The sequence below is a fragment of the Alteromonas sp. ABV4_515 genome, assembly GCF_056160345.1.
The window spans coordinates 19,953-31,780 of the sequence record NZ_JBSWWZ010000001.1 but is presented as its reverse complement, the minus strand read 5'-3'; the positions used below and the strand labels follow the sequence as shown (position 1 = coordinate 31,780).

General features: G+C 46.2%; 12 protein-coding genes. 10 read left to right on the top strand and 2 right to left on the bottom strand.

All coding sequences use genetic code 11. From position 1 onward, the window contains the following. Nucleotides 1-177 precede the first annotated feature (177 nt). Nucleotides 178-993, bottom strand: coding sequence for an SDR family oxidoreductase (locus ACXAGX_RS00130; protein ID WP_474835923.1), 816 nt, complete (start codon nt 991-993; stop codon nt 178-180). A 12-nt stretch (nt 994-1,005) separates the two neighbouring features. Further along, nucleotides 1,006-1,803 (bottom strand): SDR family NAD(P)-dependent oxidoreductase, encoded by a 798-nt coding sequence (locus tag ACXAGX_RS00125; RefSeq protein ID WP_474835922.1) that lies wholly within the window; start codon nt 1,801-1,803, stop codon nt 1,006-1,008. A 355-nt stretch (nt 1,804-2,158) separates the two neighbouring features. Here ACXAGX_RS00125 and ACXAGX_RS00120 point away from each other — a divergent pair, with 355 nt between their 5' ends. From ACXAGX_RS00120 to ACXAGX_RS00075, 10 genes are all read left to right on the top strand, one after another. Next, nucleotides 2,159-3,586, top strand: a complete 1,428-nt coding sequence (locus tag ACXAGX_RS00120) for a glycoside hydrolase family 15 protein (protein ID WP_474835921.1) — start codon at nt 2,159-2,161, stop codon at nt 3,584-3,586. A gap of 95 nt (nt 3,587-3,681) precedes the next feature. Beyond that, nucleotides 3,682-4,497 (top strand): mechanosensitive ion channel family protein, encoded by an 816-nt coding sequence (locus tag ACXAGX_RS00115; RefSeq protein WP_474835920.1) that lies wholly within the window; start codon nt 3,682-3,684, stop codon nt 4,495-4,497. A gap of 353 nt (nt 4,498-4,850) precedes the next feature. Continuing rightward, nucleotides 4,851-6,140 carry a cation:proton antiporter gene (locus tag ACXAGX_RS00110; RefSeq protein ID WP_474836797.1) on the top strand — a complete coding sequence of 430 codons (1,290 nt, stop codon included), beginning with the start codon at nt 4,851-4,853 and terminating at the stop codon, nt 6,138-6,140. A gap of 446 nt (nt 6,141-6,586) precedes the next feature. Next, nucleotides 6,587-7,606 carry a tRNA dihydrouridine(20/20a) synthase DusA gene (gene dusA / locus ACXAGX_RS00105; protein ID WP_474835919.1) on the top strand — a complete coding sequence of 340 codons (1,020 nt, stop codon included), beginning with the start codon at nt 6,587-6,589 and terminating at the stop codon, nt 7,604-7,606. A gap of 204 nt (nt 7,607-7,810) precedes the next feature. Continuing rightward, nucleotides 7,811-8,098, top strand: a complete 288-nt coding sequence (locus ACXAGX_RS00100; protein ID WP_474835918.1) for a hypothetical protein — start codon at nt 7,811-7,813, stop codon at nt 8,096-8,098. Between the two features lie 473 nt (nt 8,099-8,571). Continuing rightward, nucleotides 8,572-9,243: a phage shock protein PspA gene (gene pspA, locus ACXAGX_RS00095; RefSeq protein ID WP_474835917.1), complete on the top strand. Its 672-nt coding sequence runs from the start codon at nt 8,572-8,574 to the stop codon at nt 9,241-9,243. 62 nt (nt 9,244-9,305) lie between these two features. Then, entirely contained in the window at nt 9,306-9,509 is a 204-nt protein-coding gene (locus tag ACXAGX_RS00090; RefSeq protein WP_070127619.1) for a PspC domain-containing protein, read from the top strand. Next, nucleotides 9,509-9,838, top strand: coding sequence for a hypothetical protein (locus tag ACXAGX_RS00085; RefSeq protein WP_474821497.1), 330 nt, complete (start codon nt 9,509-9,511; stop codon nt 9,836-9,838). Before ACXAGX_RS00090 ends, ACXAGX_RS00085 begins: the two co-directional genes overlap by 1 nt. 131 nt (nt 9,839-9,969) lie before the next feature. After that, on the top strand, nt 9,970-10,962 hold the full coding sequence (locus ACXAGX_RS00080) for a DUF2333 family protein (protein ID WP_474822422.1): 993 nt from the start codon (nt 9,970-9,972) through the stop codon (nt 10,960-10,962). Between the two features lie 3 nt (nt 10,963-10,965). Further along, nucleotides 10,966-11,739: a TIGR04219 family outer membrane beta-barrel protein gene (locus ACXAGX_RS00075; protein WP_474835916.1), complete on the top strand. Its 774-nt coding sequence runs from the start codon at nt 10,966-10,968 to the stop codon at nt 11,737-11,739. Nucleotides 11,740-11,828 lie beyond the last annotated feature (89 nt).

Below are 11,828 nucleotides of genomic sequence, written 5' to 3'. Positions count from 1 at the left end.
ATGAAGTTGAATTGCTCGGAAAAAATAGGAACGCGAGAGAATACAGATAAGAATTAAATTGGGAGTTGAGAAATAAGAGGATTGGCGTGAGAAAAGTTTGCCACTGAGCCAGCTAAAAAAGCCCGTTATCAATAACGGGCGCTTGTACAGTATTTAGTGGTGATAAAGCTTAATTTTTTAAGCGCCAACCATCATGCCACCGTTTACGTGAAGCGTTTGACCGGTGATGAATGCCCCATCCTGGCTGGCGAGAAATACATAGGCAGGGCCAAGTTCCCGAGGTTGTCCTACCCGGCCAATAGGGGCCGCCATATTCTTTAACATATCTTCGTCGAAGTCTTCGAATACAGATTGAATATCAGTAGCGATGGGGCCTGGTGCAACTTCATTAACTCGAATGCCTTTGTCCATATATTGCTTGGCTAGCGAGCGAGTAAATGCTGAGATTGCTCCTTTTGTAGATGAATAAGGCAATAAAGCCTTATTGCCGACATAACCATTTATCGAGCCGGTGTTAACGATGGCAGAACCTGATTGCATATGGCGAAGTGCGGCACGACTTAGGTAAAACATACCTGCCATATTCACATCAAAGTGGGCCGTCCAATCTTCGTCGCTTACTTCTTCAAGATTATGGTAAGCCTTCTGAAATCCCGCATTGTTCACCAGAATGTCGATGCCGCCCCAGGAAGAAACGACCTTTTCAACCGCGCGATCGCAGTCAGCGCTATCGCCAGTGTTACCTTGTATTACCAACGCAGCTACACCTTCAGCTTCAATGGCTTGCTTGGTCTCGGCTGCCTTGTCTTCAGCCGAGTGATAAATAATAGCCACTTTGGCACCTTCCCGGGCCATGTGCAGCGCGGCAGCTCGACCAATACCACTGTCGCCACCGGAGATTAACACGCGTTTACCTTTCAATTTTCCTGCGCCGACATAGTCATTGTTAATGTACTCAGGGTCGGGAAGGTGAGACACTTTAGAATCTGACATATTTATCTCCTATTAAGTATTAATTGCCGCTACAGCGCCACCATCTACTCGCCAGGCAGAACCGTTGGTGAAAGTGGTTCGGTTAGAACAAAGCAATGCTACCGCCGCCGCTACTTCGTCAGCGCGGCCTCGGCGTTTAAGCGTGAGGTAAGGACGTTCTTTTTCGAGAAAATGTTCAACCGCTTCTTCCTGTGACACGCCGAGTTCTTCAGACAGTTTTTCCATCATGCCATCGGTCATTGGACTCTCGATGAAGGCGGGCATAACTGCATTAACCAAAACACCTTTCGGGCCATAGGGAAGTGACAACGCTTTGGTATAACTGAGTAAGGCGGCTTTGGATGCGTTGTACACGGCTTCATCGGGGTAAGGTTGAACAGCGTTTTCGGATACGGTGAGCACAACCCGTCCCCAGCCTTTTTCAACCATGCCAGGTACGATAGCCCGACATACCCTTACCGCAGACATAAAGTTAATATTCCAGCATTCCATCCAGTCTTCATCTTTCATCGTTAACGGGTCGCCCTTGGCTCCAGTAATCCCCGCCAGATGTACCAGAATATCCGCACCGCCCACTGCTTTTACTTTGTCAGCTAACGTGTTGATATCGCTTTCGTCGGTCAGGTCGGCTTTATAAAAGCCGACAACAGATTCGTGGAGTTCATCCACCGCCGCGCGAAGTGCTTCTTCGTTCATGTCGGTGAGGAACAGACGCACACCTTCTTCAGCCAGACATTTCGCAGATGCAAGGCCAAGACCACCTGATGCACCACTGATAAGGGCAATTCGCCCGTCGATATTTAAGTTCATGGGATACCTTCTGAAAAGAGTTCGTGGAACGAAAGAGGTACTTCATACTTAAGGCAGCAAGGAGCATGCCCAAGCAAGAATTCACTGACTTATTGTGCTACTTCAATGTGTTATCTCTGTAGCGGCAGAATATCTACTATGGCTTTACCGGCGTTTTCGAGAAAATTATTACAGTGATGTGTAAAAGTGGGAGGTCACTGACGCCGAGTGCACTATGGAATATTGTGATAGGAAGGCTCTGCGGAGATTGAGTGGTCGGAATGATTAAGCGATTCAACTCATCTGGTCGTGATTAGCTGATCGTCGCGGTGTCCTGAGGGTATATACCATCAACTCGTTAAACTCGGACCCCCCGATGAATAGTTCAGAAACGCAAGCATCCACAGCCTCTCAAGATCATAAATTGCCAACTTTCGAACAATGGCTCAACCACGCCGAACAAAATATGTTGCACGGCATATTAGCGAATATATCGCCATCAGATGGCAAGCCGGGTGCCGTTGTTGCCTCGCCATCACGCTCCAATCCCGATTACTATTATCACTGGACCCGAGATTCGGCACGAACGATGGGCGAGATTGTGAGATTAGCGCAAACCCACGCTTTCGATATGAGCGCGAAGTTCGAGCAGATGATGAAAGATTATATCGAGTTTTCAGTGCTTAACCAACAAACCCCTAATCCCAGCGGTCATGTTGGTGAACCCAAGTTCTATGTCGATGGCGATGCATATGAAGAAGAGTGGGGTCGGCCGCAAAATGACGGACCCGCTCAGCGAGCACTCACGCTGACGCGCTGGGCGCAGTATTGTCTTTCAAAGGGGCAAACCGTTGATTACCTCTCGCTGCTCTATCAAGCAAATGGCGGTGTAATCAAAACCGATCTAGAGTTTATTGCGGCTCACTGGCAGGACAGCTGCTTCGATGTGTGGGAAGAGTTGAAAGGGGACCATTTTTACACTCGTGTTCTGCAGCATGTAGCATTACGCGAAGGGGCGGAATTAGCTGGGAAGCTTGGAGACGAAGCGGCGCAAGGGCGCTATGTTGAACAAGCCGAGGCAATAAAAGCCGCTATGGCTGAATTCTGGTGTGAGGACGCGGGTTACTACGTGGCTACGCTAAACCGTAACGGTGGTCTGGATTTCAAGGATTCTGGATTGGATATCGCCGTTTTGCTGGGGGTATTCCAGTCGCTATCCGCTTCTGCACCTTATTTAACTGCAACCGATGATAAAGTTTTAGCGACCGCTTATGCGCTTTACCAAACATTCGACTCACTCTTTTCGGTAAACAAAACGCGGCTTTCGTCACTTGGCGAAACCCTAGCGCCGGGTATCGGACGTTACCCAGAAGATCGCTACAGTGGCACTGACGGGGTGGAAACGGGCAATCCTTGGTTTTTATGTACCGGGACAATGGCAGGCATTTGCTATCAAGCGGCACTACTTTTTTCTGAAAAGCAGGCGCTTCAGATTACCCGACTCAATCTTCCGTTTTTGCAATTGGCAATATCTTACGGTGAAAGCCAATGCGAGATTAATGAGGGTGAACGTTACCATATGGATTCTGACGGGTTCAGGAAGGTCATTCATGGGCTCATTGGTTTAGGTGATGCTTTTCTTCGCCGCGTTCAATTTCACTGTGTTGAAAACGGTAGCATGTCTGAACAGTTTCATTATCAGAGTGGTGAAATGCTCAGTGCAGACAATCTAACCTGGAGCTATGTAAACATACTCAGCTGCATTGGTTTAAAAAAACAGGTGAGCTCTCTTAAAGACTGGTAAAGAGTAACAAACGCCAGATACGACCGATGGCTATGTTGTTGTTCGGTATTTTGTTGGTTATTCTTAAACTTTTAAAGCGTTAACCAGAAGCCAACATGGAAGCAGAATTACAACAAGCTCAGGCAATTTACGACACACTTGTGGAATTTGCCGTTACCTACAGTTTTCAAATCGTAGGTGCAATCATCATATTACTGGTTGGCTGGTGGGTTGCAGCCAAGATCGGTACTCTCGTTGAAAACCTGATGATTGGGCGTGAAATTGATATCACGCTAAGCCGCTTTACCGGCGGGGCTTGTAAAATTCTCATCCTGGCACTGGTTATTATCATTGCGCTCGGAAACATCGGGATCAGTGTTACACCTTTCATCGCTGCAATTGGTGCGGTCGGTCTCGGTGCCGGTCTGGCAATACAGGGCATGTTGGCTAATTATGCCGCCGGTTTTACCATTATAATCACCCGTCCTTTTGTGCTAGGCGATACGATTCAGGTACGGGGTGTTTCGGGTGTGGTCGATAAAGTTATGTTGCCTTACACCATCCTTATTAATGAAGATAATGTTCATATCCAAATCCCCAATAAACTCATCGTGGGGGAAGTACTGCATAATTCCGCCGAACAAATGCTTATCGAATTGGAAGTGGGCGTGTCCTATTCCAGCAATGTTGATGAAGTTATCGCTGTGCTTGAGAAAGCGGTGGCTAAGGTAGACGGTATCTCCTCAGAAAAGAACCCAGCCATCGGGGTCGATAATTTTGGCGACAGCAGTATCAATTTCGGTGTACGTGTATGGGCGCTGACTACCCGCCATTTCGAAATTCGCTATGCACTAAATAAGGCCATTCATGATGGTCTGCAGCAAGCGAACATCGAAATACCGTTCCCGCAGCGAGAAGTGAAAATGCTTTAAACGCATGTCCCATCTTTCGGGTTTCTGCAATTTCACGTTTTATAATTTATGAAAAAGCTCAAGCCGCAGGTGAGTTAATGATGTCAGCGAGTATTACCAAACCGATAAGTACTTTGTCGAATGGTTATGATAAAAGCGTCAATTAGCGAGAAAATTGAGTCAATAATCTGAAGTTGATAGTCAGTGATGCAGGAAAGGCGCAACATGTAGTCACACCCGACATAAGTTACGCCTCTTTAGAATTTCGCAATCCGTCTGATGTACCTAAGCGATAGCTTTAATGCCTGCAATAGGCATTGTGCTGATTCCTGAGAAGCTAATTTTGTCCAATTCGCTTTCTAAGGACTTCTATGATCAGCACCTGGTATCTACTGTGCTTTCTTTCCGCCGCAGCTGTGCTTATTGCTTTCAGTAATCAATACATTCTTAAAATGCAAACCACTATTGCTATTACCAGTGGCGCAGTCGTGCTGTCGCTGGTGCTTATATTGGCAATTAAGCTGGCCGGTAACGAAACCGCGCAAATGTTGTCCGATACATTTGGCCAGATTGATTTCACAGAGCTGCTTCTCAATGGCATGTTGGGACTGTTGTTATTTGCGGGCGCGTTGGAAATTAATCTGGCTGCCATGCGTCAGCAGCGATGGGAAATAACCGCGCTGGTCATCTTTTCTACGCTAGCTTCTACGTTTTTAATCGGCTGGGTAGGCTGGTATTTACTGACACTATGTGGTGTGAGTATACCGCTCATTTATTGTTTGTTATTTGGTGCGTTAATCAGCCCCACAGATCCCATAGCCGTGCTCGCGATCATCAAAAAAATGCAGGCTCCTGAGCGGATATCTATTCAGGTTGAGGGGGAGTCTTTATTCAATGATGGAGTAGGGCTCGTACTGTTTAAAACCTTGTTCGCGGTAGCGTTTTCAGGTGTTTCACCGACGGCTTCAGGCATTTCTGAATTGTTCTTCTTTGAAGCAGGAGGCGGGATCCTGTTTGGTTTCGTGCTGGCCTACATGGGCCACTTCTTAATCCTGAACTCAAGAGATAGTAACCTGCGATTGCTCATCACTTTCTGTATTCCTACGGCAGGTTTCGCTAGTGCTAACTTAATGGATATCTCTGGCGCGCTGGCCATGGTCGTTAGCGGAATCTTTATTGGAAATGTAACTCGTACGGAGTCAGCGGTGAAAAACCACTCCGATAACGTGAATCACATACAAAGCTTTTGGCACGGCATAGACGGTTACCTGAATTCGCTTTTATTCCTGGTGATTGGCCTACTGATTGTTACGTTACCCATTACCAAGCTGGAAATTTTTATCGGTTTGGCCGCTATTCCGCTAGTGCTGCTAGCCCGGTTTATCAGCGTTGGCTTGCCTTACAGCGTATTTAAGAAAATACGAAATTACGACAAAAATGCGATAAAAATTCTTACCTGGGGTGGCCTGAGAGGAGGACTTGCACTGGCTATGGCGGCATCTATTCCGCGTCGAGAGTTTATGATAAATGATGTGGACTTACACAGTCTGATGCTGGTGGTGACTTACATTGTGGTGATTTTTTCCATCGTGATACAGGGTTCAACCATCACGCCATTAATTCAGGCCAGTATTGATGCGGACAAAAGTAGCGGTGCAAAGTAGGATTATAGAAAGAGTGAGAAGGTTCTGCTCGCCCTGCGTAATGGCGAGGACCATTATCAACAACGGCAACACGCACTAAAGTGAGCTAAATGGCAATTTTAGTTCATTATTCTGAGTTGTTCATTTCTAATGAACGGTTTTTAAAAGTGAACGTTCATGGATATTGAAATTAAGTCTAGCGAGAAGAATTGAAAACATTGTTTTCCTTCTGTCTGACCCTTGCCGTATATGAGACACCGTTTTTTCTCATTCCTTTACTTATGCTAATATTAGCCATCTGATTTTCACCCATTTATCGAGTGCGCCTAGAGGAAAAATAATTCCCCTATTTGGGCACCGTGTTCCCAGAAACGGGACTAAATCCAGTGAAAATGCTCAACTTTGAAGTTTCAAAATTTTTCTGAGGAATGCCATAAGTGGCTGATGTAAAATATTTAAATAGAACTATGGCTCATTCAACTATCGACAGAAGATTCTCAGTCGCGCCAATGCTGGATTGGACCGATCAACATTGCCGCTATTTCCTGCGCCAAATTACAAAGCACAGTCTGCTTTATACCGAGATGGTAACAACGGGTGCGCTGATCTACGGTAAAGGCGATTATCTGGCATTTAACGAAGAAGAACATCCTGTGGCGCTGCAACTGGGCGGATGTGATCCCTCCGATATGGCGCGGTGTTCTGAAATGGCACAAGCCCGTGGCTATGATGAAGTAAACATTAATGTTGGCTGTCCGTCAGACCGGGTAAAGAACGGCGCTTTCGGTGCGTGCCTGATGGCACAACCTGAAGTGGTGGCGGACTGTGTGAAAGCCATGCAGGCCGCGGTCGATATTCCGGTGACCGTGAAGTGCCGTATCGGTATCGATGACATGGACGAATATGAAGGGTTTGCCCGCTTTATTGATATTGTTGCTGACGCTGGTTGCGATACCTTTATCGTGCACGCCCGTAAAGCCTGGCTTCAGGGACTGAGTCCGAAAGAGAATCGCGAGATCCCACCGCTGAATTATCCGCGGGTCTATCAGTTAAAAGAGACTCACCCTGATCTGAATATCAGTATTAACGGCGGCGTGAAAACGATGGAGGATACCCTTGATCACTTAAACAAAGTTGATGGGGTTATGATGGGGCGGGAAGCTTATTCTAACCCTTACTTGCTATCGTCCGTTGATAAGGTGGTTTTCGGTGACGAAGCGCAGGCGAAAACGCGTGGCGAAATTGTTCACATCATGCAGAAATATATCGAGCGTCAAACCGATGAGTGGTTTAAGCCTTGGCACGTGGCCCGCCATATGTTGGGGTTGTATCAGGGGCAGGCTGGCGGGCGCATCTGGCGTCGTTACTTAAGCCAGAATGGAACCGGTAAAGAGCGTGATCCTAATCTTCTGATGAATGCGCTTGAGCAAGTTGAGCAGGCGCAAGCCAATGCAAAAGCCTTCAACGATTCCCGGGTGGTGGAATAGACTAATTGCATTGGTTTTTTTCACCACTTAGTTGTGTTGTTCGTTTTTTGTTCTTTTGAGGTGAATTGAGATTTTTTGTAAATTCATTCAAATTCAATTGGTTAAGAAATTTCTCTTAGTTGGCACGTCGCTCGCTATCTCTTAGGTAACTTGTCGTCGCAGTGAGTACGGCACCATTTAAAACGTTACCAAGAGGGAAACACTATGAAAGCGAAAATGATTTTAGCCAGTGCCGTGATGTCAGCTGCGATGTTTAGTTCACAAGCGATGGCGCAAGAAAGTGCGATCGAGTCATTCTTAAGCCGGATGATCGATCAAGCTGTCACTATGGCAACTGAAGAAATCAGCAATGGCGTGCAGCAATCTGTTGCCAATGCGACTTATAACTTTAGTTTGTCGAATGAATCAAAAGCAGGTTCGGTGAGTGTTACTGACCTGGCTGCAAGTGAGACACAATTAAAATCTGAACATTCCGAATCTGAAGAAGAGTAAGCTTATGGCTTGCTGTAAGATGCGAAAACAGCATCAACCTAGTATAAAAGAACGACCATGCAGGCAATCATAATTGATTGCCTGTTTTTTTTATCGTGCGCATTTCTGTCATCCGCTCCACGTCATCAGTATAAACCGAACACCATCCTCGACCCTTTAGTATTACCGTTTACTGAGTTTTCCATATTCATCCTATTCTGTCTTTTAACCATGCTTCGGCTCAGCTTATTGCACAGCCACTTAATGCCGTGTCAGTTAATACCATGCTTGTTAATACCTTGGTGTTCGTCAGATTGGCTAATTTCCAGTGGTTAATTTAACCAAATTATTAATTACTCAGTTTTGATAACACGTTAAAAAATGAAGTGATAAGTTAAAAGTTCAATTAATACATTGGGTTAAATATTTGGCACAGCGATTGTAATAGTCTCTCTGTAATCGAATAAACATGAAACAGGTAAAGGAGAAAGACAATGGGAATGTTCTCACGCATGTCAGACATCATTCAATCAAACATCAACGCGATGCTGGATAAAGCGGAAGACCCGGAAAAAGTGATTCGCCTGATCATTCAGGAAATGGAAGAAACCATGGTGGAGATGCGTTCAGTGGCGGCGAAATATATTGCCGAGCAGAAGTATCTCGATCGTCAGGCTGCCACATTGCAAAAGGACATCGATAATTGGATGGCGAAAGCGGAACTGGCCATGGATAAAGGCAAGGACGATTTAGCGCGCGCCGCTCTGGTACAGAAAAATAGTTATGTGGAAAAACTGGACGCTATCGAAAGTCAGAAAACGCAGGTGAGCGACATGCTCACGTCGGTGCAAGAGGATACGCAACGTCTACACGCGAAGCTGGCTGAGGCCCGTCAGAAACAGAAAAGTTTGGTGGCGCGAAAAGACAACGCCAGTGTTCGCCTTAAAGCGCGCGGCGTAACGCACAGTACGCAGGTAGAAAACGCCATGGCGCGAATGGATAGCTATGAGCAGCGTATTGAGCATCTGGAAGCGCAAGTTGATGCCTATGATGTGGTAGGTAGTTCATCATCGGCTACATCGTTGGAAGACGAGTTCAAGGCGCTGGAAACCAACGACGCCATTGAAGAAGAACTGGCGGCACTGAAGAAAAAACGCGCCGCCTAATTTCTTACTAAACCCATTTATACGCGCCTCTCAGGGCGCATCGTTATCGTCAGGAGAAGACAATGAAATTACCAGAAACTGATAAGCGCATTTACCGCGACATTAATAACGGCATGATCAGCGGTGTATGTGCAGGGCTTGCAAATTATCTGTCTGTTGATGCTGTTTGGGTTCGTGCTGCTGCGGTTGCTGGGCTCTTCATTCTTAGTGTACCCGTGTTGATGGCCTATATCGCCGCCACATTCCTGTTACCACGGTGGTCATAATGAAAAATGCATTTTTAGCTATCATCATCGCCATATTGCTGACTTATGCCTTTGGTAATCTGTTCAGCGATTGGTGGGGTATTCATTTAATGATGGGAGATGAAATGTTGTCACCCTTTGAGAATTTTGCTGCAGCTTCGGCGGTTGGCGTTGTATTTGTAATTATCGGAGTTATTGTTGCCTTTAGTCTTTTTGGCGCCCTTGCCATCGCCGCTGTTGCTGGTGTCGCTGCGTTAGTGGTTGCCGGTGTCGCAACGTTCTGGCCATTCCTGCTGGTAGTCCTTGCGGTGTGGTTAGTGTTGCGAACGAAACGACCACAAACGACGTGATCTGCAAAACTTACGCAAATCATGGCGAAAAATTATGGCTGGAATGCTAAAGTGCAGTCATAAGGTAATTAAAAGTGGGTGATGAGCAACATCACCCACTTTGTTATTGAGAAGGAATCTATACATTGAGCATTAAACAATACCTGAACACCCGAACCATTATTGGTACTGTTGTTGTCCTGTTTTTAATATTCTGGTTAATTGGCGTGTACTGGAGTGTTGAACCTGACACGTTTGATGTTAGACAAGCCGTGGCTGAACAAGCACAAAGTCCTTCACAAACTGAAATTCCTGGCTATACCATGACAACCACAATGATTGTGGTGACAGAAACATTGCTCGATAAGTCGGGTGGTTATATTTCTAATGATGTTATGCCACCAGGGTTGTTCCTCGATAATATGCCCGCTTGGGAATACGGCGCGCTGGAAATGATCAGAGACTTGTCGCTCTCTATGCGCAAAGATTTTAGCCGTTCTCAATCACAGTCTATAGAAAACCCGCATCTCACCAAAGCGCAGCCTGAATTCAATGTAAATAGTCGCAGCTGGGCTTTGCCTTCAGCAGAGTCTTCCTATCGCAATGGGATTAAGTCACTGGATAAATACCGCGCTGAACTGGGCGATATGGCCGCTGGCGACAGTCAGTTTTATACCCGAGCCGACAATCTTAGAGAGTGGCTTAAACAAGTAGAAAAGCGTTTAGGTTCATACTCTCAGCGCTTAAGTGCAAGCGTCGGCTCATCGAAAATGAACACCGATTTGGCCGGTGACAAGAATGCGCGACAGTCGACGCCGGCAGTGTCAGAACGGGTTGTACAGACGAGCTGGTGGAAACTGGATGATAACTTTTACGAAGCCCGCGGCGCGACCTGGGCGTTGCTGCATTTCTTAAAAGCGGCAGAAATCGAATTTGCCGATACACTTGAAGATAAGAATGCACTGGTAAGTCTTCGTCAGATCATTCGTGAACTGGAAGCGACACAGCAAACCGTGTGGAGCCCAATGATTCTTAACGGCAATGGATTTGGCATGATGGCTAATCATTCTCTGGTCATGGCAAATTATATTTCTCGCGCTAATGCAGCGCTTATTGAACTGACTGAACTTCTTAATCAAGGATAATTCATGAAAAAATGCATGGTAGCTGTAGCACTCGCAACGGCTTTTACTGCATCACCGGTAATGGCGGACACCGTTGCCGGATTGTATCTGGGTGGCCAAGGCTGGTACACAAGCCCATCAGGTGGTTTTGCTGATGACGGTACGTTTTCCGATGGCAGCGCAATGGCAGATTTCAACTTTGATAGCAACGCGAACTCTTCATTTTACGCTGCCGTGGAACATCCGCTCCCTTTTGTACCGAATATTAAGCTGAGCTATACCACCCTCGATAGCGATGGCAATACTTCACTTACATCGACATTCACCTTCGATGGTGATGTCTATACAATGGGTAACGACATTTACACGCAAGTAGAAATGTCTACCACAGACATCATTCTTTACTATGAATTGTTCGACAACGATTTGGTGAGCTTCGATGTGGGTGTTAACGCGAAGTACGTTGACGGTACGCTTTACGTTGCCGACACGGACTCGCAAACGCAAGGTGAGCAGGCGTTTTCCGGTATCATTCCCATGGCCTATTCTCGTGTGGCGGTAGGCTTACCGTTTACCGGTCTTGGGGCCTATGCGGAAGGTAGCTATCTGTCTTTCGATGATCATACCTTGAGTGATTATCAAATTGCACTGACTTATTCATTTATTGAAAGTCTAGCGGTGGATATGACAATTCAGGCAGGCTACCGCAATGTGTCTGTCGATATTGATGATCTCGATGGCGTATACGCCGATATGGAGTTCGACGGTGCGTTTGCAGGTGTAGAAATTCATTTCTGATGATTAAAATGCCGCTGATGTTTTTTGCATCAGCGGTAAATCTTCAAATCTATAAGAGCCGTAAGTATCGCTTACGGCTCTTTTTATAT